The organism is Streptomyces sp. NPDC006384 (genome assembly GCF_042870695.1).
Taxonomy (GTDB): Bacteria; Actinomycetota; Actinomycetes; order Streptomycetales; family Streptomycetaceae; genus Streptomyces.
In genome coordinates this window covers 287,782-314,674 of record NZ_JBIAHR010000005.1, presented here as the reverse complement: position 1 = coordinate 314,674, position 26,893 = coordinate 287,782, and the positions used below count along the sequence as shown (strand labels likewise).

General features: G+C 73.0%; 24 protein-coding genes. 11 read left to right on the top strand and 13 right to left on the bottom strand.

Going from position 1 to position 26,893, the window contains the following annotated elements; translation table 11 throughout:
* Window positions 1-121: 121 nt before the first annotated feature.
* Together ACFYOJ_RS09035 and ACFYOJ_RS09030 are read left to right on the top strand one after the other, a co-directional pair.
* Entirely contained in the window at window positions 122-1,099 is a 978-nt protein-coding gene (locus tag ACFYOJ_RS09035; protein WP_356557522.1) for a pirin family protein, read from the top strand.
* An 80-nt stretch (window positions 1,100-1,179) separates the two neighbouring features.
* Window positions 1,180-2,265: an AI-2E family transporter gene (locus tag ACFYOJ_RS09030; RefSeq protein ID WP_356557523.1), complete on the top strand. Its 1,086-nt coding sequence runs from the start codon at window positions 1,180-1,182 to the stop codon at window positions 2,263-2,265.
* Here the strand turns inward: ACFYOJ_RS09030 and ACFYOJ_RS09025 are convergent.
* Entirely contained in the window at window positions 2,196-4,358 is a 2,163-nt protein-coding gene (locus ACFYOJ_RS09025) for a SpoIIE family protein phosphatase (RefSeq protein WP_356557524.1), read from the bottom strand. The two genes, ACFYOJ_RS09030 and ACFYOJ_RS09025, sit on opposite strands and share 70 nt — an antisense overlap.
* Before the next feature lie 191 nt (window positions 4,359-4,549).
* Here ACFYOJ_RS09025 and aspS point away from each other — a divergent pair, with 191 nt between their 5' ends.
* Window positions 4,550-6,313: an aspartate--tRNA ligase gene (gene aspS, locus ACFYOJ_RS09020; protein ID WP_356557525.1), complete on the top strand. Its 1,764-nt coding sequence runs from the start codon at window positions 4,550-4,552 to the stop codon at window positions 6,311-6,313.
* Window positions 6,314-6,496: 183 nt separating this feature from the next.
* Here the strand turns inward: aspS and ACFYOJ_RS09015 are convergent, their stop codons facing one another.
* A complete protein-coding gene (locus ACFYOJ_RS09015; protein ID WP_356557526.1) occupies window positions 6,497-7,108 on the bottom strand; it encodes a Uma2 family endonuclease in 612 nt (203 codons plus the stop codon).
* Window positions 7,109-7,161: 53 nt separating this feature from the next.
* Complete coding sequence (locus tag ACFYOJ_RS09010) at window positions 7,162-8,037, bottom strand: helix-turn-helix domain-containing protein (protein WP_356557527.1); 876 nt, start codon at window positions 8,035-8,037, stop codon at window positions 7,162-7,164.
* 458 nt (window positions 8,038-8,495) lie between these two features.
* Between ACFYOJ_RS09010 and ACFYOJ_RS09005 the strand changes: the two genes are divergently transcribed.
* Complete coding sequence (locus ACFYOJ_RS09005; protein WP_356557528.1) at window positions 8,496-9,371, top strand: helix-turn-helix transcriptional regulator; 876 nt, start codon at window positions 8,496-8,498, stop codon at window positions 9,369-9,371.
* A complete protein-coding gene (locus ACFYOJ_RS09000; RefSeq protein ID WP_356557529.1) occupies window positions 9,368-9,580 on the top strand; it encodes a DUF397 domain-containing protein in 213 nt (70 codons plus the stop codon). Before ACFYOJ_RS09005 ends, ACFYOJ_RS09000 begins: the two co-directional genes overlap by 4 nt.
* A gap of 16 nt (window positions 9,581-9,596) precedes the next feature.
* On the opposite strand, the gene ACFYOJ_RS08995 is transcribed toward ACFYOJ_RS09000, so the two are convergent.
* The 5 genes from ACFYOJ_RS08995 to ACFYOJ_RS08975 form a co-directional block, all read right to left on the bottom strand.
* Window positions 9,597-10,007 carry a PIN domain-containing protein gene (locus ACFYOJ_RS08995; RefSeq protein ID WP_356557530.1) on the bottom strand — a complete coding sequence of 137 codons (411 nt, stop codon included), beginning with the start codon at window positions 10,005-10,007 and terminating at the stop codon, window positions 9,597-9,599.
* The gene (locus tag ACFYOJ_RS08990) at window positions 10,004-10,222 is read right to left on the bottom strand and encodes a type II toxin-antitoxin system VapB family antitoxin (RefSeq protein WP_356557531.1); all 219 of its coding nucleotides are present in this window, start codon (window positions 10,220-10,222) and stop codon (window positions 10,004-10,006) included. The genes ACFYOJ_RS08995 and ACFYOJ_RS08990 overlap by 4 nt, the downstream gene beginning before the upstream one ends.
* Before the next feature lie 80 nt (window positions 10,223-10,302).
* Window positions 10,303-10,668: a PH domain-containing protein gene (locus ACFYOJ_RS08985; RefSeq protein WP_356557532.1), complete on the bottom strand. Its 366-nt coding sequence runs from the start codon at window positions 10,666-10,668 to the stop codon at window positions 10,303-10,305.
* Window positions 10,669-10,772: 104 nt separating this feature from the next.
* Window positions 10,773-12,389: a methionine--tRNA ligase gene (metG, locus tag ACFYOJ_RS08980; protein WP_356557533.1), complete on the bottom strand. Its 1,617-nt coding sequence runs from the start codon at window positions 12,387-12,389 to the stop codon at window positions 10,773-10,775.
* A gap of 130 nt (window positions 12,390-12,519) precedes the next feature.
* Complete coding sequence (locus tag ACFYOJ_RS08975; protein WP_356557534.1) at window positions 12,520-13,914, bottom strand: VWA domain-containing protein; 1,395 nt, start codon at window positions 13,912-13,914, stop codon at window positions 12,520-12,522.
* A 267-nt stretch (window positions 13,915-14,181) separates the two neighbouring features.
* Here ACFYOJ_RS08975 and ACFYOJ_RS08970 point away from each other — a divergent pair, with 267 nt between their 5' ends.
* The gene (locus ACFYOJ_RS08970; RefSeq protein ID WP_356557535.1) at window positions 14,182-16,272 is read left to right on the top strand and encodes a PhoX family protein; all 2,091 of its coding nucleotides are present in this window, start codon (window positions 14,182-14,184) and stop codon (window positions 16,270-16,272) included.
* Between the two features lie 76 nt (window positions 16,273-16,348).
* On the opposite strand, the gene ACFYOJ_RS08965 is transcribed toward ACFYOJ_RS08970, so the two are convergent.
* The 3 genes from ACFYOJ_RS08965 to ACFYOJ_RS08955 all read right to left on the bottom strand — a co-directional run bounded on the left by ACFYOJ_RS08965 (window position 16,349) and on the right by ACFYOJ_RS08955 (window position 18,958).
* Window positions 16,349-17,368, bottom strand: coding sequence for an endonuclease/exonuclease/phosphatase family protein (locus ACFYOJ_RS08965; RefSeq protein WP_388596404.1), 1,020 nt, complete (start codon window positions 17,366-17,368; stop codon window positions 16,349-16,351).
* A gap of 79 nt (window positions 17,369-17,447) precedes the next feature.
* Window positions 17,448-18,362, bottom strand: coding sequence for a hypothetical protein (locus tag ACFYOJ_RS08960; RefSeq protein ID WP_356557536.1), 915 nt, complete (start codon window positions 18,360-18,362; stop codon window positions 17,448-17,450).
* Window positions 18,363-18,502: 140 nt separating this feature from the next.
* A complete protein-coding gene (locus ACFYOJ_RS08955) occupies window positions 18,503-18,958 on the bottom strand; it encodes a hypothetical protein (protein ID WP_356557537.1) in 456 nt (151 codons plus the stop codon).
* 150 nt (window positions 18,959-19,108) lie between these two features.
* Here ACFYOJ_RS08955 and ACFYOJ_RS08950 point away from each other — a divergent pair, with 150 nt between their 5' ends.
* From ACFYOJ_RS08950 to ACFYOJ_RS08935, 4 genes are all read left to right on the top strand, one after another.
* The gene (locus ACFYOJ_RS08950) at window positions 19,109-20,305 is read left to right on the top strand and encodes a PP2C family protein-serine/threonine phosphatase (RefSeq protein WP_356557538.1); all 1,197 of its coding nucleotides are present in this window, start codon (window positions 19,109-19,111) and stop codon (window positions 20,303-20,305) included.
* Window positions 20,306-20,340: 35 nt separating this feature from the next.
* The gene (locus ACFYOJ_RS08945; protein ID WP_356557539.1) at window positions 20,341-21,408 is read left to right on the top strand and encodes a hypothetical protein; all 1,068 of its coding nucleotides are present in this window, start codon (window positions 20,341-20,343) and stop codon (window positions 21,406-21,408) included.
* A gap of 92 nt (window positions 21,409-21,500) precedes the next feature.
* Entirely contained in the window at window positions 21,501-22,247 is a 747-nt protein-coding gene (locus tag ACFYOJ_RS08940) for a GAF and ANTAR domain-containing protein (RefSeq protein WP_356557540.1), read from the top strand.
* Between the two features lie 151 nt (window positions 22,248-22,398).
* The gene (locus ACFYOJ_RS08935) at window positions 22,399-24,069 is read left to right on the top strand and encodes an alpha-amylase family glycosyl hydrolase (protein WP_356557541.1); all 1,671 of its coding nucleotides are present in this window, start codon (window positions 22,399-22,401) and stop codon (window positions 24,067-24,069) included.
* Between the two features lie 81 nt (window positions 24,070-24,150).
* Here ACFYOJ_RS08935 and ACFYOJ_RS08930 read toward each other — a convergent pair whose 3' ends face one another.
* Window positions 24,151-24,519 carry a DUF6479 family protein gene (locus ACFYOJ_RS08930; protein WP_356557542.1) on the bottom strand — a complete coding sequence of 123 codons (369 nt, stop codon included), beginning with the start codon at window positions 24,517-24,519 and terminating at the stop codon, window positions 24,151-24,153.
* A gap of 194 nt (window positions 24,520-24,713) precedes the next feature.
* Between ACFYOJ_RS08930 and ACFYOJ_RS08925 the strand changes: the two genes are divergently transcribed.
* Entirely contained in the window at window positions 24,714-26,327 is a 1,614-nt protein-coding gene (locus tag ACFYOJ_RS08925) for a right-handed parallel beta-helix repeat-containing protein (protein ID WP_356557543.1), read from the top strand.
* Window positions 26,328-26,359: 32 nt separating this feature from the next.
* Here the strand turns inward: ACFYOJ_RS08925 and ACFYOJ_RS08920 are convergent, their stop codons facing one another.
* Entirely contained in the window at window positions 26,360-26,596 is a 237-nt protein-coding gene (locus ACFYOJ_RS08920) for a twin-arginine translocase TatA/TatE family subunit (RefSeq protein ID WP_356557544.1), read from the bottom strand.
* Window positions 26,597-26,893: the final 297 nt, after the last annotated feature.

Sequence of the window (26,893 nt, the reverse complement as noted above, 5' to 3'; positions counted from 1 at the left end):
CTGCGCCGTCTACGCACGGCCGACGGGCCCGGAGGGAATTCCCTCCGGGCTTTCGTCGTTCGGGGTGACAAGAAGTTCAACGCTCAACTAAAGTGGGCGTACACCGCCCGAGGAGGTCGTCATGCCCGCCGTGACCGTCGAGAACCCGTTGACGCTGCCCCGCGTATCCGCACCCGCCGACGCCGTGGCACGCCCCGTGCTCACCGTCACGACCGCGCCCAGCGGTTTCGAGGGCGAGGGCTTCCCGGTGCGCCGCGCGTTCGCCGGGATCAATTACCGCCATCTCGACCCGTTCATCATGATGGACCAGATGGGTGAGGTGGAGTACGCGCCCGGAGAGCCCAAGGGCACGCCCTGGCACCCGCACCGCGGCTTCGAGACCGTCACCTACATCATCGACGGGATCTTCGACCACCAGGACTCCCACGGCGGTGGCGGCACCATCACCGACGGCGACACCCAGTGGATGACCGCGGGCTCGGGCCTCCTCCACATCGAGGCCCCGCCGGAGTCGCTGGTCGTCTCCGGCGGCCTCTTCCACGGCCTCCAGCTGTGGGTGAACCTCCCGGCCAGGGACAAGATGATGGCCCCGCGCTACCAGGACATCCGCAGCGGCAGCGTCCAGCTGCTCACCTCCCCCGACGGCGGCGCGCTGCTGCGCGTCATCGCCGGTGAGCTGGACGGCCACGAGGGCCCCGGCATCACGCACACGCCGATCACCATGGTCCACGCCACGCTCGCGCCGGGCGCCGAGGTCACCCTGCCCTGGCGGGAGGAGTTCAACGGGCTCGCGTACGTGATGGCCGGACGCGGCAGCGTCGGTGCCGAGCGCCGGCCGATCCGCCTCGGCCAGACCGCGGTCTTCGGCGCCGGAGGCTCCCTGACCGTCCGCGCGGACGAGAAGCAGGACTCCCACACCCCGGACCTGGAGATCGTCCTCCTCGGCGGCCGGCCCATCCGGGAGCCGATGGCCCACTACGGCCCGTTCGTGATGAACACCAAGGCCGAGCTGATGCAGGCCTTCGAGGACTTCCAGAAGGGCCGCCTGGGCACCGTCCCCGCGGTGCACGGCATGACCGCCGAGGGCCCCGGCGCCTGACCGGCGTACGGCGGGCGCGGTCTCACCCGGGCGGGCCGTCCGCACAGGACAGCCCGCCCGGCGCGTGATCGGCTGGAGCGGTGCACCTGCTCCCCGGTCCGGTACGCCGCTTCGCCGCCTGGTGCGTCGTCGTCCTGCTCGCCGCCGGCGTCGGCTACGTCGCCGTCCGGCTGTGCGTCGAGCTCCGCACCGCGGTGACACCGGCGCTGCTCGCCCTGCTCGGCACCGCCCTGCTCCGGCCGCTGTACCGGCGGCTGGTGAAGGCGCACGTCCAGCGGTCGCTGGCCGCGGGGATCACCTGCGTCGCCGTGCTGGCCGTGGTCGGCGGGGCCGTGTACATCGTCGTCGCCGCGCTCATCGACACCGGCGACCAGATCATCGCCTCCCTCAGGGACGCGGCGCGGGGCGTCGCCGACCACTTCGGGACGGCCGGCACATCGCTGGACGACCTCGCGTCCAACGCGCGCGAACTGCTCGGCAAGTTCGGCGGCACGGCCGCCTCCGGGGTGATCAGCGGGGTGAGCGTGGCCGGCGAGATGATGGCCATGGCGGTCCTCGCGCTGCTGCTGGTCTTCTTCTTCCTGCGCGACTCCGACCGCGCCGTCGGCACGGTGCGCTCGCTCGTCCCCCGGCACAGCGCCGACATGACCGAGGCGATGGCCCGGCGGGCCTTCGGCGCCGTCGAGGGCTTCATGCGGGGCACCACCTTCATCGCCCTCATCGACGCCGTCTGCATCACCGTCGGCCTGCTGGTGCTCCGCGTGCCCGGCGCGGTCGGGCTCGGCGCGCTGGTCTTCGTCGGCGCCTACATCCCCTACCTCGGCGCCTTCATCTCCGGGGCGGTCGCCGTGCTGGTCGCGCTCGCCGACCGCGGGTTCGCCATCGCGCTGTGGGCCCTCGGGGTGGTGCTGGCCGTGCAGGTGCTGGAGGGGCACGTGCTCCAGCCGATGGTCCAGAGCCGGACCGTGCAGATGCACCCGGCCGTCGTGCTGCTGGCGCTCACCGCCGGGGCGTCGGTGGCGGGCATCCTGGGCATGCTGCTCGCCGTGCCCCTCACCGCCGCCGCGTTCGGGATCGTCCACGAGCTGCGGGGGCACTACGCGGCCGGCGGAGCGCCCGCCGCGCCGCCCCCCAAGGCGCCCCCGGGCTCGGGTCCGGGCTCGTAGAGCTCGTACCAGATGCTCTTGCCCTTGCCGCGCGGGGCGACGCCCCAGGCGTCCGCGAGCAGCTCGACCAGCATCAGACCGCGGCCGGAGGACGCCATCTCCCCGGGCCGGCGCTTGTGCGGCAGGTCGTCGCCGTTGTCGGTGACCTCCACCCGGATCCGCCGCTCGCCCGGCTCGCCGGCGACCTCGGCGACCAGCAGCGCGTCGGCGTCGGTGTGGACCAGGACGTTCGCCAGCATCTCGGAGAGCAGGAGCACCGCGGCGTCGCGCTGCTCCTCGTCGGGCCAGTCGTGCAGCAGGTCCCGCAGCAGCTGCCGGGCGGTGGCGATGCGCTCCGGCTCGGCCTGGGCGACGGTGAGCATCGTGCGCCGTACGGGCGCCGGGGCGACGGTGCTCGTGCCGAAGCCGCAGCCCTCGCCCTGCCGGCACAGCAGCAGCAGGGCGATGTCGTCCTCGCGCCGGTCGGCCAGCGGGCCCGTGGTGTGGTGGGAGGAGGGCCCGTGCACGGCCTGGACCAGGGCGTCCGCCAGCTCCTCCAGGCCGCCCTCGTGCTCCTCCAGGACCACGCGGAGGCGGTGCCAGCCGGTCTGCAGATCGTGGCCGCCGGTCTCGACCAGGCCGTCCGTGCACATCATCAGGGTGTCCCCGGGCTCCAGGGCCATCCGCGTCGTCGGGTAGTCGGAGTCCGGGTCGATGCCGAGGGGCAGGCCGCCCTCCGTGGCCAGGATCAGCGCCGTCCCGTCCGCCATGCGTACGACCGGGTCCAGATGTCCGGCGCGGGCGCTCTCCACGGTGCCGGTGGCGGGGTCGACCTCGGCGTAGTAGCAGGTCGCGAAGCGCGAGTCCGCGGGATCGTCCTCGGAGGTCAGGCCGTGGAAGAAGTGGGAGGCGCGGGCGAGCACCGCGTCGGGGCGGTGGCCCTCCGAGGCGTAGGCGCGCAGGGCGATGCGCAGCTGGCCCATCAGCCCGGCCGCCCGGACGTCGTGGCCCTGCACATCACCGATGACCAGGGCGAACCGGCCCGCGGGCAGCGGGATCATGTCGTACCAGTCGCCGCCGACCTGGAGTCCGCCGCCGGTGGGGACGTAGCGGGCGGCGATGCCCATGCCGGGGATCTCCGGGCCCAGCACCGGCAGCATGCTGCGCTGCAGTCCCTCGGCCAGCTCCCGCTGGGTCTCGGCGGCCCCGGCCCGGGACAGCGCCTGGGCCAGCATCCGCGCCACGGTGGTCAGCACCGACCGTTCGTCGGGGGTGAACGCCACCGGGTAGGAGAAGGCCGCCATCCAGGCGCCCATCGTGCGTCCCGCCACGGTCAGCGGCAGAAAGGCCCAGGAACGGCGTCCGAAGCGTTCGGCGAGCGTCCAGGTGATCGGGTAGCGGGAGCGGTACTCCTCCGGGGAGGAGAGATAGACGGCACGGCCGGTGCGGACCACCTCGGCGGCCGGGTAGTCCGTGTCCAGCGGCATGTCCACGAACGGGTCCTTGTCGTTCTGCGGCTGACCGTGGTGGCCGACGACCGTGAGGCGGTCGCCCGACACCCCGAACACGGCGAGCCCGTCCGGTGTGAAGCCCGGCATCGACAGGCCCGCCGCGACCCGCAGCACCTCCTCGGTCGACCGCGCCTCGGCCAGCGCCCGCCCCGCGTCCAGCAGGAACGCCTCCCGGGAGCGGCGCCAGTCGCCGGTGACCGCGGGGCGTTCGGCGGACGCCCCCGGGGCCGGCTCGGTGACCTCCTGGAGCGTGCCGATCAGCTCGTACGCCTTGCGGGCCGGATCGAAGGTCGGCTTGGAACGGCTGCGGACGACGCGGAGCACCTGCTTGTGCTCGTCCATGATGCGGATCCGGACCTCGGCGAGGGTGTGCTCGGAGGCGGCGAGCCGGACGACGCCGGTGATCTCGTTCCAGTCGACCGGGTGGAAACGTGCACGCACCTGTGCCTCGGTGAGCGTCGCGCGTTTCGCGGGCAGACCGAGCAGGCGGGCTGCCTCGGCGTCGACCGTGACCTGCCCGGTGGCGGTGTCCCAGTGCCACAGGCCGGTCGCCAGGACGGCGAGGACGTCCCCCACCTCCGGCAGGGGCTCACCAGTGCGCATTTCCCTACTCTAAGAAGAGGTGTTCCGACACTGCCACCGCTCGCCCTCGCCGCGATGGTGAGGAAGCGAGCGGCGGGTCCCCGGTACGCTGGGGTTGTTTCACGTGAAACACGGACGGCGGGGGCACACGACGTGGGCCCCGTGAGAGCCGTGGGACACACCCCCGATCAGCGAAGACTGGATGAACGACGATGCATCGGTACAGGTCCCACACCTGCGGCGAGCTCCGCTCCTCTGACGTCGGCACCGACGTCCGGCTGAGTGGCTGGCTGCACAATCGGCGCGACCTGGGCGGCATCCTCTTCATCGATCTGCGCGATCACTACGGCATCACCCAGCTCGTCGCCCGTCCGGGCACGGAGGCGTACGAGGCGCTCGACAGGCTGACCAAGGAATCGACCGTCCGGGTCGACGGCAAGGTCGTCTCGCGCGGCGCCGAGAACGTCAACCCCGACCTGCCCACCGGCGAGATCGAGGTCGAGGTGGGCGAGGTCGAGCTGCTCGGCGCCGCCCAGCCGCTGCCCTTCACCATCAACACCGAGGACGGGGTCAACGAGGAGCGGCGCCTGGAGTACCGCTTCCTGGACCTGCGCCGCGAGCGCATGCACCGCAACATCATGCTGCGCACGGCGGTCATCTCCTCGATCCGCAGCAAGATGGTGGCGCTGGGCTTCAACGAGATGGCGACGCCCATCCTCACCGCCACATCCCCCGAGGGCGCCCGCGACTTCGTCGTCCCCTCCCGCCTGCACGCCGGCCGCTTCTACGCGCTGCCGCAGGCGCCGCAGCAGTTCAAGCAGCTGCTGATGATCTCCGGCTTCGACCGGTACTTCCAGATCGCGCCCTGCTTCCGCGACGAGGACGCCCGCGCCGACCGCTCGCCGGGCGAGTTCTACCAGCTCGACGTCGAGATGAGCTTCGTCGAGCAGGAGGACGTCTTCCAGCCGATCGAGCAGCTGATGACGGAGCTGTTCACGGAGTTCGGCAACGGCCGCGAGGTCACCTCGCCGTTCCCGCGGATCCCGTTCCGCGAGGCGATGCTGAAGTACGGCTCCGACAAGCCGGACCTGCGCGCCCAGCTGGAGCTGGTCGACATCACCGACGTCTTCGAGGGCTCGGAGTTCAAGGCCTTCGCCGGCAAGCACGTGCGCGCGCTGCCCGTCCCGGACGTCTCGGCGCAGCCCCGCAAGTTCTTCGACCAGCTCGGTGACTACGCCGTCTCGCAGGGCGCCAAGGGTCTGGCCTGGGTCCGCGTCGGCGAGGACGGCACGCTGTCCGGCCCGATCGCCAAGTTCCTCACCGAGGCGAACGTCGCCGAGCTGACCAAGCGTCTCGCGCTGGCCCCCGGCCACGCGGTGTTCTTCGGCGCCGGCGAGTTCGACGAGGTCTCCAAGATCATGGGTGCGGTGCGCGTCGAGGCCGCCAAGCGCGCCGGGTACTTCGAGGAGAACGTCTTCCGCTTCTGCTGGATCGTCGACTTCCCGATGTACGAGAAGGACGAGGAGACGGGGAAGATCGACTTCTCCCACAACCCCTTCTCGATGCCCCAGGGCGGCATGGACGCGCTGCGGAACCAGGACCCGCTGGACATCCTCGCCTGGCAGTACGACATCGTCTGCAACGGCGTGGAGCTGTCCTCCGGCGCGATCCGGAACCACGAGCCGGACATCATGCTCAAGGCCTTCGAGATCGCCGGTTACGACGCGGAGACCGTGGAGCGCGAGTTCGCCGGCATGCTGCGCGCGCTGCGCTTCGGCGCCCCGCCGCACGGTGGCATCGCCCCGGGCGTGGACCGCATCGTCATGCTGCTGGCCGACGAGCCCAACATCCGCGAGACCATCGCCTTCCCGCTCAACGGCAACGCCCAGGACCTGATGATGGGCGCCCCGACCGAGCTGGACGAGTCCCGCCTGCGCGAGCTGCACCTGTCGGTGCGCAAGCCGCAGCCGAAGTAGTCCGCCGACGTCCGCGCCAGAGGGGCCCGGCACCGATCCGACCGGTCGGTGCCGGGCCCCTCTGCCGTTCCCGGCGACGTCACCGTCACCGTCCCGCTTCAGCAGCCGCCGGACGCCGGCTCGGTCCCGGGGTCCGGGAAGTGGGTGACGACGTTGTTCGTGTGCGGTCGGCCTCGTGGTTCCTCAGTGCTGCTCGCCGTCCTCGCTGCGGTAGAGCGGCAGGTTCCGGGTCGAGATGGTCCAGTCGGCGATGGTGACGTCCTCGCCGTAGACGAAATCCTTGCGGGTGGCGTAGCGGGGGCCGTCGGGGGTGGTGTGGATGTCCGTGAAAACGGCGCCGGTGCCTGTGCGGGGGTCGAAGACCGCGTAGACGGGGATGCCGAGCAGGGGGTAGTCGCGCGCTTTGCCCACCCAGTCGTTGTCCGGGTTGGAGCGGGAGACGACCTCGACGGCGGCGATGAGCGAACGGGGGTCGAACGGCCCCTCGATGTCCATGTCCTCCTCGGCGATCACCATCAGATCGGGCCGCCGCATGACGCCTTCGGGCTCGTCCTCCACGTCCGGCTCACCGGTGTGCGCCACGATCTCTTCCGGCATCACCTTTTCCAGGCGCTTCCGGAGCCGCAGTGTGGTCAGCTCGTGCCGACCGCTGGGCGACATCATGTCGTGGACGATCCCTTCCTTGGTGATCTCGAACTTGCCGGGCAGCGTGTCGTCCGAGGACTGAACGAAGTCGCGCATGGCCCGGTAGGGGTGGGAGGCGCCCCGCCGCGCGTTGTCGGGTGCGATGGTCATGGCGCTCGCTCCTCGTCGTGTGTGCCCACGGGCTCGGGCAAGGATCGTCGAGTTCATGCTAGGCGTCCGTCCTCCAGGTGACCGGTTCGGCAGTCGCGGCAGCGGCCGGGGGCCGGGGCCCGGAAGGGGCGGTCGCAGCCGTCGCAGGTCTGGAACGGGTGCCGGGGCTCGGGGAGCGGCGGGGCCGGGGGCCGGAACGGTGGTGGGGGCGGCAGCTGGGCGGTCAGGCGGTGGGCGAGGAGGGCGGCCGGCCGGATCAGGGGTTCGAGCGGCAGGTTCTCGGTCAGGGCGTGGCGTACGGCGGTGGGGCCGACCTCGCGCTCCAGCCAGGCGGCGACGCCGGGGGCGAGGTGTTCGGCGTCGGTGGCGGAGAGGAGCAGGCGGGGGTCGTGACGGCGCAGGCCGGTGAGGACGTCGAGGGCTGCCTGGAGGAGGTCGGGTGAGGAGCAGGAGGGCTGGGGCACGGCGGGGAGGCGCTTGCGCGACGGCGGCTTCTCCTGGGCGGCGCGTCGGGCGGGCCGCGGGGAGGGCGTCTCACGGGCGGCACGGTGCCCGGGCCTGTTGCGGGAGACCGTGCGGGTGACGACCCGCCCGGTGGGCGTGCGCTCGCGGGTGCGGTGCAGGTAGCCGTGGGCTTCGAGCTCGCGCAGGGCGGCGGCGATGCGGGTGGGGCCCTCGGGGAAGCGGGCGGCGAGGGACTTGATGTCGACGGGCGTGCCCTGGCGCACGGACTGGATGTACCCGCCCAGGCCGATGGCGAGCAGGGACAGCTCCGGGTGCTGGAGCAGGTCGTTGCCGACCACCGTGAAGTTCTCGGTGTGGCGGACGTTGTCGTGGATGACGCCGGCCGACGGCCGTGCGTCGGCGCGGTTCTTGCCGCGGTTACGGGACTGGGCGCGCGGGGGCGCGCTAGGGTTTTGGGTATCCATCGGGAAGGTCTCTTCTTCCTTGGTGGTCAGGCCCTCGCATTGGGATTCCGAGTCCCGGCGAGGGCCGTCGCATGTCTTGGGGGCTGTCGCGCTGAGCGTAAGCCAGACAACAGGTGCCGAATCCAGCCCAGTTGGGCATATTCACCCGCCGGAGTGAATATGCCCGGCGGGAGGGAGGGGAGGGGCTTGGTGGGGTTCTTTCTCCCCAGTGGGTGGTGCATAGGGGGCGCAGGTACGACCGGAACCCGCGCCGCCACGTTCCGGCGCTTCCTGTCCCGACAGGACGACTTTCTGATTCTCGTCACTCAGTGTGGCCGGACCTGCGTACCGTGAAGAGTGACGACGTCATTGCTCACAGTGACTGTCTGGTCGTTGTCCGGCGGCGTCCGGGCTTGTCGAGGCGGCACGAGCGGGTAGGGCGTCGCTGGTACGAGGCGGTACGACGGAGGGGCGCGCGCATGTCGGTGGACAGCGAGGTTCGGCAGCTCAGGACCGAGACTGACGAGCCGGGGTGGGAGGTGGACCCGGACGACGAGTGGGGCGTGGCGGTCATCACCACCGTGGGGCGGCAGTTGAGACTGCGCCGGGAGTCCGTGGGGATGCGGGCCGGCGACTTCGGCAAGGCGGTCGGGTACGGCGAGGACCTCGTCTACAAGATCGAGGGCGGGAAGCGGATTCCCCGGCCGGAGTTCCTGGACAGGGCGGACGAGGTGCTGGGCGCGGGCGGGCTGCTCGCCGCGATGAAGGAGGACGTGGCGAAGGTCCGTTATCCGAAGAAGGTGCGGGATCTTGCCCAGATGGAGGCGCGTGCGGTCGAGCTCGGGGTGTATGTCTGCCACAGCATCAGTGGGCTGTTGCAGACACCCGAGCACGCCAGGGCGGCTTTCGAGTCACGGCAGCCTCCGTACTCCGAGGAGGAGGTCGAGCGGATGGTGGCCGCCCGCATCGCCCGGCAGTCGATCTTCGACCGGGACCCTGCCCCTGCGCTCAGCTTCGTCCTGGAAGAGGCGCCGCTGCGGCGGCCTCTCGGAGGCACAATGGTGTGGCGGCAGCAGCTCGAACGGTTGTTGGAGGTAGGGCGGTTGCGTAACGTCACCCTCCAGGTGATGCCGACGCACCGCGAGACCCATCCTGGCCTGGACGGCAGGATCGAGTTGCTGAAGTTCGAGGACGGTACGGCCGTGGGACGCTCTGACGGCGCGTTCAACGGGCGGCCGATCTCCGACCCGAGGCAGCTCCGCATCCTTGAGCTGCGGTTCGGCACCATCCGGGCGCAGGCCCTCCCGCCGGGGGAGTCACTCGCCTTCATCGAACAACTGCTGGGAGAGAAATGATCCGCAAGGCCTCCGCCGGGGATGCCTCCGAACCGGCGTGGTTCAAGAGCAGCTACAGCGACGGCAACGAGGGCGACTCCTGCGTCGAGGTGGCGGCCACCCCCGGTACCGTCCACGTCCGTGACTCCAAGTACCGCGACGCGAGCCCACGCCTCGCGCTGGCGCCGGAGGCGTGGGCGGACTTCGTGAGGTACGCGTCCGGGAGCTGATCTCCGGCCGGCCGGGTCAGTCGCTCTCCGGCTGTGCTCGGATCATCGACAGGCCGGGCCGGACCTTGGCGATGGCGGCGAAGTCGTCGTCCACGTGGAGCAGGGTCAGGCGGTAGTGCTCGGCGGTGAGCGCGATCAGAATGTCGATGGGTGAGGGGCCGCGATGGTGTCCGATCCTCACCAGATCCCTCTGCACAGCGGTGATCTTCGGCCATGGGTCGTCGAGCGCCGGTACCCAGCCGAAGGTCTGGCCGAGCATGGTGAAGAAGGGCTCGTAGTCACGGTCGGCTCGAAGGCCGGGCATCAGCTCGGCCTCGACCGGAGGGCAGATGGCGACGAGACCACGCGCCACGCGGCCGGGCCAGGGGGTGCCGATGCGGCCACGCAGCAGTCGCCAGACGGCGGAGGTGTCGGCCAGATACGTCACAGCCCGCGCTGCTCCCGTTCCTGGAGGACGTCGAAGTCCAGGAACGCGTCGGCGTTCTCCTGGAGCCAGCGCAGCGCCCGGGCCCGGTCGTCGGCGCTGATCGCCGCCGCTATGGTCAGCGCGCGGTTGATGGTGTCCCGCTTGGTCTTGGTGCCGAGCTGCTGCTGGGCGAAGGCCAGCATGTCGTCGTCGATGTCGACCAGGGTCCTGGACATGTGACCTCCACGTCGAAGCACTCGGTTGATATATCAGGGCTGCCAATATATCAACCGAGTGCCCGCGAGGGGCGGAAGTCCTAGCGCGCCACGAACTGGGTCAGGATGGCCTGGACCTCGTAGATGTCGACGCCCTTGGTGAAGGTCTTCTGGATGGGCGTCTGGGAGCCGGAGAGCCAGATCTTCAGTTCGGCGTCGAGGTCGAAGGTGCCGGCCGTCTCGACGGAGAAGTGGGTGATGCTGCGGTACGGGACGGAGTGGTACTCGGTCTTCTTGCCGGTGATGCCCTGCTTGTCGACCAGGATCAGACGCCGGTCGGTGAAGAGGATGGTGTCGCGGATCAGCAGGTAGGCGGCGTGCACCTGCTCTCCGTGGCCGAGCAGACGGGCGTACTCCTGCTGCGCCTGGGCCGGGTCGATGCTGTGCGCGTTGCCGAACAGTCCCATGGATGATCCCCCCACATAGTGCTTGCTGTGGGTTCGATCTTCGCAAAGCGCGGGGCCCGGGAGAAGGCGCACCCCCTCCCGGGCCCCGTCCTGTAGCGAGCGCGTTACGCGGTCGGCTTCTCCTCGAGACGCGGGAAGAGCACCGCGCCCTTGGTGATCGTCGAACCGGCCGGCAGCCGGCCCCAGTCCGCCGCCTCCTGGACCCTCTGCTCCGCGAGTGCGCCCAGGGAGGCTTCGGCGCCGAGGGAGTCCCAGAGCTTCTGGGACGTGTCCGGCATGACCGGGTTCAGCAGGACCGCCACCGCGCGGAGGGACTCCGCGGCCGTGTAGAGGATCGTCGCCAGGCGGGCCCTGCCCTCCGGTGAGTCGTCCTTGGCGACCTTCCAGGGCTCCTGCTCGGTGATGTAGCCGTTGACCTGCTTGACGAAGTCGAAGACCGCCAGGATGCCGCCCTGGAAGTCCAGCTCCTCGCCGATCTTCCGGTCGGCCTCCGCGACCGCCTTGGCCAGGCCGTCGTGGATGGCCTGCTCCGCCTCGCCGTCGGCCGCCGAGGCCGGCAGCTCGCCGCCGAAGTACTTGTTGACCATGGCGGCCACGCGGGAGGCGAGGTTGCCGTAGTCGTTGGCCAGCTCGCTGGTGTAGCGGGCGGAGAAGTCCTCCCAGGAGAACGAGCCGTCCTGGCCGAACGCGATCGCGCGCAGGAAGTACCAGCGGTACGCGTCCACGCCGAAGTGCGAGGTCAGGTCCTGCGGCTTGATGCCGGTCAGGTTGGACTTCGACATCTTCTCGCCGCCGACCATCAGCCAGCCGTTCGCGGCGATCTTCCCGGGCAGGGGCAGGCCCTGCGCCATCAGCATCGCCGGCCAGATGATCGCGTGGAAGCGGAGGATGTCCTTGCCGACCAGGTGGACGTCGGCCGGGAAGGTGTCCCCGAACTTCTCCGGGTTCTCGTTGTAGCCGACCGCCGTGGCGTAGTTCAGCAGGGCGTCGATCCACACGTAGATGACGTGCTTGTCGTCCCAGGGGACCGGCACGCCCCAGTCGAAGGTCGAGCGGGAGATGGAGAGGTCCTGCAGGCCCTGGCGGACGAAGTTCACGACCTCGTTGCGCGCGGACTCGGGCTGGATGAAGCCCGGGTTCGCCTCGTAGTGGGCGAGCAGCTTCTCGCTGTACTCGCTCAGCTTGAAGAAGTAGTTCTCCTCGCTGAGGATCTCCACCGGCTTCTTGTGGATCGGGCACAGCTTCTGGCCCGCGTACTCGCCCTCGCCGTCGAGCAGCTCGCCGGGGAGCTTGTACTCCTCGCAGCCCACGCAGTACGGGCCCTCGTAGCCGCCCTTGTAGATCTCGCCCTTGTCGTACAGGTCCTGCACGAACTCCTGGACGCGGTCGGTGTGCCGCTTCTGCGTGGTGCGGATGAAGTCGTCGTTCGCGATGTCGAGGTGTTCCCAGAGGGGCTTCCAGGCCTCGTCGACGAGCTTGTCGGCCCACTGCTGCGGGCTGACGCCGTTCGCCTCCGCGGTGCGCATGATCTTCTGACCGTGCTCGTCCGTGCCGGTGAGGTACCACACCTTCTCGCCACGCTGGCGGTGCCAGCGGGTGAGCACGTCGCCTGCGACGGTCGTATAGGCGTGGCCCAGGTGAGGAGCGTCGTTGACGTAGTAGATGGGGGTCGAGACGTAGAACGCCTTCGTCCCCTGCTTCTCGGTTCCAGTGGCCGCCATGGGCGAAATCCTACTGGTCCGGTGGGGATCGGCTCACACGCGTTTCGGGGGGTGGACCGGGGGCGGACCGGGAGATTCCGGTGCTGCTCCCGGGCCACCCCCCGAAGGGGCGTTCCGAGGGGAGGGCCGGTTACGGGCGCCAGGTGGACAGGATGCCCTCGTAGAGCTCCTTGTCGGTGAGCTCCTTCGGGGTCTCGCCGGCGAGGAAGTGGGAGGTGTTGGGTGTCTTGAGCTTGCGGAGGTAGTCGAAGGCCTTGTTCTCCGGGTCGCCGAAGGCGACGAAGGAGAAGTGCACCTCCGGGTGGTCCGCCGCCGCGCCGGTGAGGGCCTGGGTGGCCGGGGTCTTGGCGTCGGGGGCGCCGTCGGTCTGGAAGACGACCAGGGCGGGGGTGCCCGGCTCGGCTTCCTTCTCGTGCCGGGCGAGTACGGCCTCGACGGCGGCGTGGTAGCTGGTACGGCCCATGCGGCCGAGGGTGCCGTGCAGCTCGTCGATCCTGTTCTCGTGGTCGGTGAGGGTCAGCTCGCCGGTGCCGTCCACCTCCGTGGAGAAGAAGGTGACGTGGACCGTGGCCTCGGGGTCGAGGTGGGCGGCGAGGGCGAGGGTCTGCTCGGCGAGGGCCTGGGCGGAGCCGTCCTTGTAGTACGGACGCATGGACGCCGAGCGGTCGAGGACGAGGTGGACCCGGGCGCGGGTGCCGGTGAGGCCGTGCTTCCTGAGGACGGCGCCGGCGGCCTTGTAGGCGGTGGAGAGGCCGGGGGCGCGGGAGCGGAGGCGCGCCGCTGGGATCGCCGGTTTGCGGGCCTCGGCTTCGCCTTCGGCCTTCGTGTTCCCGCCCGCACCATCCGTGGCGCTTTCGTCGTCGGGTGCGGGTGGCCCCTGCGGGGCGGGCTCGCCGTCGGCGGCTGCGGGTTCCGGGGTGGTGGCCTCCGGCTCGGGGGCCGGGGGTGCCTCGTCCGGGGAACGGGTCGGTTTGGGGACCGTGATGTTGGCGAAGGCCGCCCTGACGAGTTCGTGCTCCTCGGCCGGCGCCTCGGTGCGGGGCTCGGGGACCTGGGCGGGCTCCGGTCGCTCCGGTCGCTCCGGCTTCTCCGGCTGCTCCGGCTGCTCCAGGGGTTCGGCGGGGCTGGTGGCCTCCGTGGACGCGGCGGGCTCCGCGGGCTCTGCGGACGCGGTGGGCGCGGCGGGCGCTGTGGGTTCCGCAGAGGTCCCGAGAGGCTCGGAGGCTCCGGAGGCGGTGGGTTCCGTGGCCTCCGTGGGCGCGGTAGGTGCGGTGGGCTCCGCGGCCTCCGCGGGCGCGGCGGACGCGGCGGGCTCCGTCGGTTCCGCGGGTGCGGCGGACCGGGCCGGTTCCGCGGGCGCGGAAGGCTGGGCCGGAGCCGCGGACGCGGTGGGCTGGGTCGGGAGCTTCGGCTCCGGAGTGGCGGCGGGGGCCGCCGTCTCCTGCGCCGCACCCTCCGCCTCCTGGGCGGCCTGTGCTTTGCGTGACCGGCCGAACGCGTTCCGCAGGAGAGTGAGAATGCCCATGTGCGCAACCCTTCACGTGAGTTGGTGCCCGTCAATCCCTGGCCAGGACGGACACGTAAGGTTAACGGCCCCGCATTGTGATCTTGTGCAGGGTTTGGTCGTTGTACCCCTGGCGCGTCAAGGGCGGGATCCGGCCGCCGGTGATTCCCGGTCGGCTGCCACGGGTTCACCCGGCGTTCATTCCGACGCCCGCCTCCCGCACGTATGTGCACCTACGGTCGCGCTGACACCAAGGGCATCACAGGGCATCCCAGGGGAGAACGAAAAGTGCGCAAGCTGCTGCCGTTGATCGGAACGCCGTCCGGATCGCATCCGGGTGGCCGGTCCGCCATGACCTGCCGTTTCCGGTGTGGTGACGCCTGCTTCCACGAGGTGCCCAACACCAGCTCCAACGAGTACGTCGGCGACGTCATCGCCGGCGCGCTCAGCCGCCGCTCCATGATGCGCGCCGCGGCCGTCGTCACCGTCGCCGCCGCGGGTGCCGGCGCCGTGGGCGTGGCGGGCGCGCCCTCCGCGCAGGCCGCGCCGGCGGCCGGAAAGGGCCACGGCGGGGGCCACGGGCACCACGGGAAACCGCAGGGCGCCCGCGGGCTGCGGTTCACGGCGGTGCCCCCCAACACCGAGGACGCCGTCGTCGTACCGGAGGGGTACCGGCAGGACGTCGTCATCCGGTGGGGCGAGCCGATCCTGCGCGGGGCGCCCGCCTTCGACCCGGAGAACCAGACCGCGAAGGCGCAGGCCGGACAGTTCGGGTACAACAACGACTTCCTCGCGCTGCTGCCCCTGCGCGGTGAGCGCGGCCGCCAGCTCCTGGTCGCCAACCACGAGTACAGCGACGAGGTGCTGATGTTCCGGGGCTACGACCCCGAGAACCCGACCCGCGAGCAGGTCGAGATCGCGTGGGCCGCGCACGGCCTGTCCGTCGTCGTCGTGGAGGAGGACCGCAGGAGCGGCAGGCTGAAGCCCGTCCCCCGGCACCACCTCAACCGGCGCGTCACCGCCACCACCGAGTTCCGGCTGACCGGCCCGGCCGCCGGCTCCGACCTGGTGAGGACCTCCGCCGACCGCACCGGCCGCAAGGTGCTCGGCACCCTCAACAACTGCTCCGGCGGCACCACCCCGTGGGGCACCACGCTGCACGGCGAGGAGAACTTCAACCAGTACTTCGCCCACGGCAGCCGCGCCACCGACAAGCGCTACGGCCTGGGCACCGGCGCGACCGAGCGCAAGTGGGAGCGGTTCGACAAGCGCTTCGACGTCGCCCAGGAGCCCAACGAGGTGCACCGCTTCGGGTACGTCGTCGAGCTCGACCCGTACGACCCCGACTCCACGCCCCGCAAGCACACCCTGCTCGGCCGCTTCAAGCACGAGGCGGCGACCGTGCGGCTGACCTCCGACGGGCGCCCGGTCGTCTACACCGGCGACGACGAGCGCTTCGACTACTTCTACAAGTTCGTCGGCAGCAAGCGGATGCGGCACGGCAACAGCCGCTGGGCGCGCGAGCACAACCTGTCGCTGCTCGACGAGGGCACCCTGTACGTCGCCAAGCTCAGCGGCGACTCCCCGGCCGAGGACATCGACGGCACCGGCAAGCTGCCGCGCGACGGCGAGTTCGACGGCAGCGGCCGCTGGATCCCGCTGGTCACCGCCACCTCCGAGGGCGCCGTCTCGCACGTCGAGGGCATGACGGCCGAGGAGGTCTGCGTCTTCACGCGCCTCGCCGGCGACAAGGTCGGCGCGACCAAGATGGACCGCCCCGAGGACATCGAGCCGTCCCCGCAGACCGGCAAGGTGTACGTCGCCCTCACCAACAACTCCAACCGCGGCAAGACCGGTTACGCCGGCCCCGACGAGGCCAACCCGCGCCGGAGCAACAAGCACGGCCACGTCCTGGAGCTGACCGAGCGCTGGAACCGGGCCGACGCCACCAGCTTCGCCTGGTCGCTGTTCCTCGTCGCCGGTGACCCGGAGGACCCGGCGACCTACTTCGCGGGCTTCCCGAAGGACCGGGTCAGCCCCATCTCCTGCCCGGACAACGTGGCCTTCGACCCCCACGGCAACCTGTGGCTGTCCACCGACGGCAACGCGCTCGGCACCCACGACGGTCTCTTCGGCGTGGCGACCAAGGGGGACCGGCGCGGTGAGCTGAAGCAGTTCCTGACCGTGCCGATCGGCGCGGAGACCTGCGGCCCGATCATCCAGGACCGGCGCGTGCTGGTCGCCGTCCAGCACCCGGGCGAGGTCGACGGCGCCTCGGTGGACCGGCCGGCCAGCTCCTGGCCCGACGGTCCCGGCAGGATCGTGCGCCCGGCGGTCGTCGCGGTGTGGCGCGAGGACGGCCGCGACATCGGCGTCTGAGGCGCCCCGGGACCCTCGGGACCTCCGGGAGCCCCGGAAGCCCCGGGGGGGTGCCACCCGAACACCCCCCCGGGGATCAGCCGCCCGCGTGCAGCGTGAGGTCGACGACCAGCGCGCGGTGATCGGTGTCGGCGAGGTCGAGGAAGCGTGCGCGGCGCGCGGCGAACTCCTCCGACACCAGCACGTGGTCGATCTGCACGCCGAACGCCGGGGCGGTCCGGGCCGGCCAGGTGGCCGTACGGGCGGCCCCCGCCAGGCGGGCCGCGTCGTACAGCCCCGTGTCGAGGATGCGCCGGAAGACGGCGTGGTCCTGGGAGGCGTTGAAGTCGCCGGCGAGGACGGTGGGGGTGCCGTCGTCCTCGCCGGCGGCGTCGCGCAGCCGGCCCAGTTCGGCGCGCCACAGCCCGACCTGGTCCGGCAGCGGCGGCATGGGGTGGGCGAGCTGGAGGCGTACGGCGTGGCCGCGCACGTCGGCGACCGCGCCCGGCATGCCCATCGTGCCGGGGACGCCGGGCGTGGGGGTGAGCGGGAAGCGGCTGAGGATGACCGACCCCTCGGAGCCGCCGCCCTCGACGGCCGCCCGGTGGGGATAGCCGGCGCCGAGTTCCCGCCGCAGGGCCGCGTCACAGGCGTACTCGCACTCCTGCACGAACAGGAGGTCGGGTTTCTCGCGGCGCACCGCGTCGATCAGCGCGCCGGTGCCCCGGCCGAACTCGACGTTCGACGTCAGCACGCGCAGCTCGGCGACGGGCGGCCCGGACGGCTCGCTCTCCTTGCCGTACGGCTCGGTGAACCAGGCCAGCAGCCCGAGCAGCGCCACCCCCCACACCGCACCGGCCCACCACCGGGCGAGCAGCGTCAGCAGCAGCCCGGCTCCCGTCGGCACCAGCAGCCAGGGCAGGAAGGCGAGCAGCTGCGGCACCGGCGTGACCCCGTCGACGTCGGCCGCCCGGCAGCCGACGACCGCGCCGGTCCCGGCGAACAGCAGCCCGGCGCACCAGGCCCCGAACCGCCGCCGGAGCCGCCGCCCGTCCCGGCGGGCCCCCGGCCGGCGGTGCGCGTCCGTCCGTCCGCCGATCACCGTGTCGGTCTCCACGTCCCGGCCTTCCGCTCGCGGTGCGATGCCTGGATCCCCCTCCGGGAACGCCCGCCGCGTACGGAAAGTTGCCCTCCGGCTACGCGTCCGCGGTGTCGGCGGTGTCCACGGTGCCGGCGGCGGCCCCGGCGGGCGGCCGGCGGCGGCGGGGCAGGGGGCCGTGGCGGCGGGTGAGCCAGGTGGCGGCCGCGACCGTCGCGCCGAGCCCGACCAGCAGCCAGGAGGCCGTGCGCAGGGTCGCGGTGAGGGCGTCGTAGACGGCACCGGCGGCCGGGTCGTCCACCGCGCCGGGCAGCCCGGCGAGGGTGAGCCGGCGGCCGGCGAGGACGGCGAGGGCGAGCAGCGCACCGCCGAGGGCCGTGCCGATGCCGGTGGCCACGAGCGCGCGCCGGCGGCGGACGGCGACGGCGATCCCGGCGACGGCGAAGACGACGGCCGCGAGCGGCAGCCAGAAGGCGGCGACGTCGAGCACGTGGTAGCCCTCCCTGAGCCGGTCCGCCTCGCGGGCGGAGAGCACGGTGACCCGGGTGTCCCGTACCGGGATGCGCCGCGCCAGCGGCACGTTGTCGCTGACGAGGCGGGAGCGGATCCGGGCGACGACGGGGGCCAGGTCGACGGTGACCGGGCGGCCCGCGGCACCCTCGTCGCGCAGGGCGCGCAGCACGGCGTCGTGGACGGACCGGTTGGCCTCCTCCCAGCCCGCGCGGTAGGCCGCGGTGCGGGTGAAGGAGCGGGCCGCCTCCCGCACGTAGGGGCGTACGGCCGAGCGCAGCGGTCCGGCGCCCACCTCGTTCATGACCTCGTCGCCGACCGCGTCCGCGACCGCCTCCCGTACGTCCGGATCGGCGGCGAGCGGCGCCATGGCGGCCACGTACCGGCTGGTGTCGGCCGGCCCGTGCACCGCCCAGACGGCCAGCGTGCCGCACGGTGCGAGCAGGCAGGCGAGGACGGTCAGGACGGCCGACAGGGCGCTCCGCGGACGTGGTGGGGACACGCGTTCCAGACAAGGACCGGCGGGCGCGGCGGGCGAGCGGGATGCCTGCATATGGCTCTGCCGGGCTCACCCGACTCACCCGACTCACCCGTCGCGCCCCGCCGGCGCCGGAGGACGCCCCGGCCTCGGCACCGGCCTCCTCAGGTGATGCGGTTCCCCTCGGCGTCCTCGCACGTGTAGGAGCGGTAGAACATCGCGGCGGTCACCGCGGCCGCCAGGATCAGCGACACCAGGATGCAGGTGAACATGGCGACGCCGCTCTGCGCGTACAGGAAACCCAGCGCGCTGCCGGCGAACGCTCCCCACAGCACCGCGCGCCCCTCGCGCGGCAGCCGCGCCGCCACCGCCCGGACCACGGCGAACAGGACGACGAACGCGAGCGCGGTCATGAAGCCGAACAGCAGGTTCCAGCCGGTGACGGGGCCGCCGTGGCGCCGGTTGGCCGCGGCCCAGTAGCCGTAGACCAGCCCGGCCAGGACGGGCACCGCCCACCTCGCCACCAGGTGGACGCGCGGGCCGAAGACGTCGGGTGTCGTGGGCGGGCACGTCGCCGTCGACCGGCCGGACGTGCCCCGCGTGGATACCGCGTGAGCCATGAGAGCACTCCTCTCTCCTCGCCCCCGACTACCAGGGCACACCGGGGAGGAGCGGGTGGCAAATCAGGACGGGCCGGGATGCGGGCGGCGGGGGCCCGTGCTTCGCTGGGGCCCGTGAGGGCTCGCGGTACGGGGCGTGCGGAAGGGCCGGTGCGCGGCCGGTGGCGGCTGTTCCGCCGGCTCCTGCGGGCCGCGGGCCAGGGGGACGCCGTCTCCCGGCGCGAGCTGCTGAGCGTGCACGGCCGGAGCGTCGCCTGGCTGGTCCCGCTGCTGCTGCTCGCCGGCATCGTCGCGGGCGACAACCTGACCGGCGCGTTCCAGATCATCTCCTGGACCGTGCTCGTGCCCGGCATCGCGGCCTCGATCTGCGGGGTGTGGGGGACTGCGGTGTTCGCGGCGCTCGCGGTCGCCGTCTTCGTCCTGGCCGACACCACCTGGCAGCACCAGGACCGGACCGACACCCCGGGACTGATCCTCGTCGTCGTCGGCGGGCTCATCGCCGTGGTCGCCGCCGCGGTCCGGGTCGCCGGCGAGCGGCACATGCTGCACGTGCAGGACGCCGCCGACACCACCCGCCGCACCGTGCTGCGCCCGCTCCCGGAGGGCTTCGGCGGCCTCGACCACGCCGCCGTCTACCTCCCCGCGGACACCGAGGCCCGCGTGGGCGGCGACTTCTACGACATCCAGCCCGGCCCGCACGGCACCCGTGTCCTCATCGGCGACGTCCAGGGAAAGGGCCTGGGCGCGGTGGAGACCGCGGCCGCGCTGCTCAGCACGTTCCGGGAGGCCGGCTACCACGAGACGGACCTCTCGACGGTCGCCGAGCGCCTGGAGACCCGCATGGTGCGCCACCGCGAGCACACGGCCGCTCTCGGCCGGTCCAGCGGCGACCGCTTCGCCACCGCCGTGCTGATCGGCTTCTCCGACGACCTGCCCGACGCCGTGGACGCCGTGGTCCTCGGCCACGAGCCGCCGCTGGCGGTCGGGCCGGGCGGCGTACGGGAGCTGCCGGCGGCCGGCGGGCTGCCGCTGGGCATGGCCGAACTCGTCCCCGGGCCGCCGGCCCCGGTGAGCCGGCTGGCCCTCGCCCGGGACGAGACGCTGCTGCTGGTCACCGACGGGGTGACCGAGGCCCGCGACGCCGAGGGGTGTTTCTACAAGCACGGCGAGGAGGTGGCCCGCGCCGTCGCCGCCGACCCGCGCAACACCGCGCCGCGACGGCTCGTGGCCCTCGTGCGGGACGGCACGCTGCGCCACTGCGGGGGACGGCTGGCCGACGACACCATGGTGTTCGCGGTACGGCGGCTGAACGGCCGAGCGGCCCCGCCGCGCGGTCGCAGCGGTTAACGTGCTGCCGTACGTGATCGACAGGGGGAGGGGACATGCCCGGAACCGTGCTGCTGCTCGCGGCGTCGCCCGCGGGCCGGGGACGCCTGGTGGACGCCGCCTCCGTGCTCCCCGTCCTCGCGGCCGTGCCGCCCGCCGTGCTGGCCGGCACCGACACCGCGAACGTCGTCGAACTCGCCGACCCGCTGGACCCGCAGACCGTCCTCACCCGGCTGCGCGCGGCCGCGGCGGCCCCCGGCCCGCTGACCGTGTACGTCGCCGGGCAGCTCCAGCTGGACCGGCGCCAGCGCCTGCCCCACCTGGCGCTCGCCCGTACGACCCCCTCCACGGTCCGCTACACCGCCCTGCCCTGGCACTGGATCCGCGAGGAACTGCGGCTGCGGCCGAGCGGCGCGACGACGCTGCTGCTGGACCTGCACGCCGACCGGGAGACCTGGGAGTGGCTGCGGACGCGCCCGCTGGACTCGGGGCGCAACAACGCCGTCCACGGCCGCATCGCACCGCCGCCCCCGCGGCGTACGGTGGCCGCCCCGGCGTACCTGCGCGCGGTCGCGACGATCCTGCGCAGCGGGCACCGGCCGCCGCCGGACCGGCTGCACGAGCAGGCGCTGGCCCGCTGCGCGGCCGAGGGCGGGTGCGGCGGCGCGGACCTGGTGCTGACGGCGCCCGGACCGGTGGCCGGCGACCCGCACGCCGTCATCGCCGCGGCCGTGCGGTCGGGACGGCACGCGGACGCCGACGCGCTCGCCGAGCGCCACGAGCGGGCCGCGGCCCTCACCCACGGGCCCGCCTCCGAGGACGCGCTGCACTGGGCGGAGGTCCGGGCCGACCTGGCGATGTTCGCCGGGGACCCGGTGCGCAGCTGCCGCGCCTGGCTGACGGTGGCCGAGAACCGGCTGCGCGCCGGCCAGGAACCGGGGACGCCGGCCGTGGAGGCCGCCGTGGACCGGGCCCACCACCAGTGGGGCCGGATCCGCGACACCGCGCCCGCCCGCGAACTGGGCGCCGCGCTCGCCGTGCTGCGCGGCCGGGTCCCCGGCCGGCGCGAGGGCGCGCTGGACCACGTGCGGCGGGAACTGAGCCGCCTGCAGACCCAGAGCTGACCCGGGCCCCTGCCCGGCCGTGCCGCCGGGTTTTCGCCGGTCGGGCGCGGGTAGTCGGGCGTCCGGCCGCGTGAGCGAAGGAGGCGGTGGACGTGCGGCCCAGCGACGGATCCCGGTGGCCCCCGGACGGCGGGGGCGCCGCCGGGGCGATCGCCGACGGGGTGCGGGGCACCCCTCCCGCACAGGTGCCGGCGCGGCTGTGCGCGATCGCGGTCGGACTGCTGCCGGTGACCGGCGCGAGCGCGTCGCTGCGCGGTGGCGACGGCCACCCGGTCCGGCTGTGCGCCAGCGGCGACCGGGCCTCCTGCCTGGCGGAGATCCAGGCCACCCTGGGCGACGGGCCCTGCGTCCACGCGGCCGAGACGGGCACGCCGGTGCTCGTCCGCGACCTGCGCTCCGGCGCCGACGCGTGCCGCTGGCCCGTCTTCGCCCAGCAGGCGACGGCCGTCGGCGTACGGGCCGTCTACGCGGTGCCGCTGGGCGACGACGGAGTCTCCGTCGGCACCCTCGACCTCTACCGCGACACCCCCGGCGGGCTCACCCGGGACCAGCTGGACACGGCCCGGCTGCTGGCCGGCGCGATGACTGCGGCCCTGACGGCGCTGCCGCGCGACGAGGAGTACGGCACCGGGGGCGGCGAGGAGTCCTGGCTGAGCGGGCTGGCGGGCGACCACGACGAGGTCCACCGGGCCGTCGGCATGATCATGGCCCAGCTGGGGGTCGGCGCCGACGAGGCCCTGGCCCGCCTGCGCGCCGACGCCTTCGCCCGGGACCGCACCGCCCACGCCGCGGCCCGCGACGTCCTCGCCCACCGCCGCCGCTTCGGCGGCGACGGGTGAGGGGGAGAGACGGCGGGTGAGGGGTGACGGGTGCGGGTGACGGACGGAACGGAACCCGGTCACCGGCGCGTCCAGCGCCCCGCGGGTTCACTTTTCGGGTGATGTGGACAGATCTATTCGTGTCGCCCGCACGCATCGCGAAGGAGACCGCGTGACCGTACGCAGCACCACCAGCACGCCCGACCTGTCGTCCAAGGACCCCAACTGGTGGCGGCAGGCCGTCATCTACCAGATCTACCCCCGCAGCTTCGCCGACGCCGACGGCGACGGGCTCGGTGACCTGCGCGGCATCACCCAGCGTCTGACCCACCTGGCCGCCCTGGGCGTCGACGCCCTGTGGCTCAGCCCGTTCTACCCCTCCGAACTGGCCGACGGAGGCTACGACGTCGACGACTACCGCGACGTCGACCCGCGCCTGGGCACCCTGGACGACTTCGACGCCCTGGCCGCCGAGGCCCACCGCCTCGGCCTGAAGGTGATCGTCGACCTGGTCCCCAACCACACCTCGCACCGGCACGCCTGGTTCCGCGAGGCCCTGGAGGCCGGCCCCGGCTCGGCCGCCCGCGACCGGTACGTCTTCCGGGACGGCCGCGGCGAGCACGGCGAACTCCCGCCCACCGACTGGCAGTCCGTCTTCGGCGGCAGCGCCTGGCAGCGGGTGCCCGACGGACAGTGGTACCTGCACCTGTTCGCGCCCCAGCAGCCCGACCTGAACTGGGAGAACGAGCAGGTCCGCGCCGACTTCCGCACCACGCTGAAGTTCTGGTGCGACCGCGGCGTCGACGGCTTCCGCGTCGACGTGGCCCACGCCCTGGCCAAGGACCTCACCGAACCGCTGCGCGACCTCGGCGCCCCCGAACTGAGCAGCGAGACCGCGCTCGCCGCGTTCGCCCCCGGCACCCACCCCTTCTACGACCGCGACGACGTCCACGAGATCTACCGCGACTGGCGCAAGATCCTCGACGCCTACTCCCCGCCCCGCATGGCGGTGGCCGAGGCCTGGGTCCCGGGCGCCCGGCGCGCGCTGTACGCCCGCCCGGACGAGCTGGGCCAGGCCTTCAACTTCGAGTACCTCCAGGGCCGCTGGGACGCGGACGAGCTGCGCGAGATCATCGCCGGCTCGCTCGCCGACGCCCACGCCGCCGGTGCCTCCGCGACCTGGGTGCTCTCCAACCACGACGTGGTCCGCCACGCCTCCCGGCTGGTCCTGCCGCCCGGCACCGACCCGGACGCCTGGCTGCTGTCCGGCGGCCGGGCCCCGGCGATCGACGAGCGGGCCGGCCTGCGCCGGGCCCGCGCGGCGACGCTGCTGATGCTGGCGCTGCCCGGCTCGGCCTACGTCTACCAGGGCGAGGAGCTGGGCCTGCCCGAGGTGGCCGACCTGCCCACCGAGGTCCTCCAGGACCCCATCTGGGAGCAGACCGGACACGTCCGCAAGGGCCGCGACGGATGCCGGGTCCCGCTGCCGTGGACGACGAGCGGACCGTCGTACGGCTTCGGTGCGGGCGCGGCCTGGCTGCCGCAGCCGCCGCGCTTCGCGGAGTACTCCGTCCAGGCCCAGGACGGGGTGGAGGGCTCGACCCTGGAGCTGTACCGCACGGCCCTGCGCCTGCGCCGCAAACTGCTCGACGGCGAGTCGCTGACCTGGGCGGACGACGTGCCGCCCGGGGTGCTGCAGTTCGACCGCTCGGACGGCTGGCGCTGCGTGACCAACCTGTCGGACCGGCCGGTCGACCTGCCGGCGGGCGAGACGGTGCTGACCAGCGTGCCGCTGGAGGAGGGCCGCCTGGGGCCGGACACGACGGCGTGGCTGGTGAGGTGACCGGGGCGACGGCATGAGGGCGGGCGGGCCCGGCGTTCTGCCGCCGGACCCGCCCGCCCGTGGCGGCCGCTTCGGGGACGGTCAGACGCGTCCCGGGCTGCCGCTCCCGAAGGACCCGCTGGAACCGGGCACCCAGCGGCGCCGGTTCTGGTCCACGCCCCGCCTGCTGCCCGCGTGGTGGAGCTGGTACGGCATCAGCCGTGGGCTCCCGTCCGCGCAGAGGGGGACCTCGTCCGGCTCCCTCATCTCCCGTTCCTCGTGCACGGGACCGGTGGCGGGGAGGTGGGGGTGCTCGTCGGCCCGGGGGCGGGGCGACTCCCGTTCCATGGAGCTCATGCCGAGCCGCACGGCCAGGATCAGCGCCCCGGCCACCACCAGCCCGCCGATGAAGGCCGCGGTCATGTTGACCGCGTCCGAAGCTGCCAGCAGTTCGTACATTGCCGCACTCATGTTCTGATTATGTACCCCCAAATGGGATAAAGCGTCTGTTTTGTCCACGTTGTTTCCTTCGCCGACCGGCCATGGCGTCACCAGCTGTGGTGGCACGGCCGTGGTGTCACCGGCCGCCGTGATTGAGGCCCGCCGCGGGCTGGTACCCGGTCCGCGGCGAGCGCCACAGCGTCACTGGCGGAAGGAGCGCGCGTATGACTGCGCCGTTGACGGCCGACGCCCACGAGCACGGCCTCGTCGGGGACGGCATCACCGACGACGGGCCGGCCCTGCAGAGGCTGGTGGACACGCTCGGCGAGGCCACCGCGGCGGACGGGCGGCCGCGCACCGTCCTCGTGCCCGCCGGACGCCACCTGGTCCGGGACCGGCCGGTGCTCTGGCGCAGCGGCGTCTCGCTCATCGGCGCCGGCCGGGGGGCGACCTGCTTCGTGCTCGCCAACCCGGGCGCCCCCGGACAGCCCGTCCCGCTGGCGTGGTTCACCACCGCCCAGCACGGCGCCGGACGGGACCGGCACATCGCCGACGTCACCTTCGCGCACTTCGAGATCGACGGGTCCGGGGTGCACACACCCGAGTACGACGTGCTGGCCAAGGGCCTCGGCCTGCAGTACGTGCTGCGCGGGCGCTTCACCGACCTGTACATCCACGACACCGCCGCCACCGGTTTCGGCTGCGACTTCCTCCAGGACACGGTCGTCGAGGACGTGCTGGCCGAGCGGTGCGGGCGGCAGGACCCCGGCGAGAAGATGGGCGGCGCGGGCATCGGCATCGGCGTCGGCGGATGGGGGCCGGTGGAACGGCTCGCGATCACCGCCTGCACCGCCGTCGGCAACGGCACCAACGGCATCTTCCTGGAGCTGCAGAAGGAGGACTGGACGCCGCCCCGCGGCATCCGGATCACCGCCTGTCACACCGAGGACAACCGCTACGGCATCTCCGACTGGGGCGCCGACGGGCTGCTGGTCACCGGCTGCACGATGATCGGCAACCACACCGCCGGCTTCGACGTGTCCGCGCAGGGCACGACGAGCGTCGGCGGCCGCGGCGGCATCGTCACCGGCTGTGTCGTCGACGGCAACGCGGAGGACGGCGTCGCGCTCGGCAACACACCGGGCCCCTACGCCTTCCGCGGCAACCGCGTCAGCGGCAACGGCCGCCACGGCTACTGGCAGCACAACCTGGCCGGCGGCGACCAGGAACCGGCCGTCGACATCGTCCTGGAGTCCAACGACATCCACGACAACGGCCTGGACGGCATCCGCGTCGACGCCCCGCTGCGCGAACCGGCGTTCCTCGGCAACCGCGTCCGCGACAACGGCCGCCGCGCCGCACCGGCGACGGAGGGCGGCGGCGAGGGCGTCCGCTTCGGCCCGCTGTCGATGACCGACGAGAACGCCGACTGGCTCCCCGGCGGCCACCGCGGCAAGCGGCTGACGGCCGGGGAGCGCACCGCCCTGGTCATCGACAACACCGCCACGGAACTGACCCTCGCCCCCGAACGCCCCGGCGCGGACACGGCCTGGCCCGGCGGCGTCCCCGCACCGGGCACCGCCTACGCCCTCCCGGGCTCCCCGGCGCCGCGCGCCGGCCTCACCGCCGCGGCGGCCGTGACCCACCCCTACGTCCACGGCAACCGGATCCGCTGCGACCGGCACCCGCGGACCCAGACCCACGCGCTGTGGATCGCGCCCGAGGCCACCTGGACCGGCGGCCGGGTCTCCGGCAACGACTTCAGCGGCAACGCCTCGGCGGCCACCCGCTTCGACTCGGCCCCGAGCGGCGGCCGCTGGCGGGACAACGACGGCTGAGCACGCCCGCCGGACGGCCCCCGGCCGGGACGTCAGGCCCGGGCGCCGTCCCCGGCCGGCCCGGGGCCGCCGGTCTCCTCGCGCCGGACCGTCTCACCGGGGATCACGCGCGGCGTCCCCGGTTCCCGCTCCTCCCGCGCCGCCCGGGCCTCCGCCTTGAGGATGCGCGCCGACTTGCCCGCCGAGCGGGCCAGACCGGGCAGCCGTCTGACGGCGAGTACGGCTATGACGACGACGAGAATGATCGCGAGCTCGCTCAGTCCGAACACGGCGCTCCCCAGGTGGCGTGCGGTCCGGGCCCGTGGCCCGGACCCGGACGGAATCTACGGCAGCGAGGCTTCACAGGTCGACCGGGCCCGGTGGCGGGCCGCCGGCCGGGAGGCGGGCGCGCGCGTACGCGCGCGCCCGCGGGGAACAGGGACCGGGGAACAAGCGGCACCGTCCGGCCGTTCACCACAGCGAGCAGAAGCACCGGTGAGACCTGGCCGCCCGTTTTGCCTGTCCTTTACCATGAGGGGGACAGTCCACGGGCGGCCGGTCGTCCCGGCCCCACCGACCCCGTTAAG

Bases quoted from the DNA above. Each gene is read 5' to 3' on its own strand.
- ACFYOJ_RS08930 (WP_356557542.1), bottom strand. From the start codon at position 24,519: ATGAGTGCGGCAATGTACGAACTGCTGGCAGCTTCGGACGCGGTCAAC.
- ACFYOJ_RS08945 (WP_356557539.1), top strand. From the start codon at position 20,341: ATGCCCGGAACCGTGCTGCTGCTCGCGGCGTCGCCCGCGGGCCGGGGA.
- ACFYOJ_RS09015 (WP_356557526.1), bottom strand. From the start codon at position 7,108: ATGACCATCGCACCCGACAACGCGCGGCGGGGCGCCTCCCACCCCTAC.
- ACFYOJ_RS08955 (WP_356557537.1), bottom strand. From the start codon at position 18,958: ATGGCTCACGCGGTATCCACGCGGGGCACGTCCGGCCGGTCGACGGCG.
- ACFYOJ_RS09000 (WP_356557529.1), top strand. From the start codon at position 9,368: ATGATCCGCAAGGCCTCCGCCGGGGATGCCTCCGAACCGGCGTGGTTC.
- metG (WP_356557533.1), bottom strand. From the start codon at position 12,389: ATGGCGGCCACTGGAACCGAGAAGCAGGGGACGAAGGCGTTCTACGTC.
- ACFYOJ_RS09035 (WP_356557522.1), top strand. From the start codon at position 122: ATGCCCGCCGTGACCGTCGAGAACCCGTTGACGCTGCCCCGCGTATCC.
- ACFYOJ_RS08990 (WP_356557531.1), bottom strand. From the start codon at position 10,222: ATGTCCAGGACCCTGGTCGACATCGACGACGACATGCTGGCCTTCGCC.
- ACFYOJ_RS09025 (WP_356557524.1), bottom strand. From the start codon at position 4,358: ATGCGCACTGGTGAGCCCCTGCCGGAGGTGGGGGACGTCCTCGCCGTC.
- ACFYOJ_RS09005 (WP_356557528.1), top strand. From the start codon at position 8,496: ATGTCGGTGGACAGCGAGGTTCGGCAGCTCAGGACCGAGACTGACGAG.
- aspS (WP_356557525.1), top strand. From the start codon at position 4,550: ATGCATCGGTACAGGTCCCACACCTGCGGCGAGCTCCGCTCCTCTGAC.
- ACFYOJ_RS09010 (WP_356557527.1), bottom strand. From the start codon at position 8,037: ATGGATACCCAAAACCCTAGCGCGCCCCCGCGCGCCCAGTCCCGTAAC.
- ACFYOJ_RS08985 (WP_356557532.1), bottom strand. From the start codon at position 10,668: ATGGGACTGTTCGGCAACGCGCACAGCATCGACCCGGCCCAGGCGCAG.
- ACFYOJ_RS08925 (WP_356557543.1), top strand. From the start codon at position 24,714: ATGACTGCGCCGTTGACGGCCGACGCCCACGAGCACGGCCTCGTCGGG.
- ACFYOJ_RS08975 (WP_356557534.1), bottom strand. From the start codon at position 13,914: ATGGGCATTCTCACTCTCCTGCGGAACGCGTTCGGCCGGTCACGCAAA.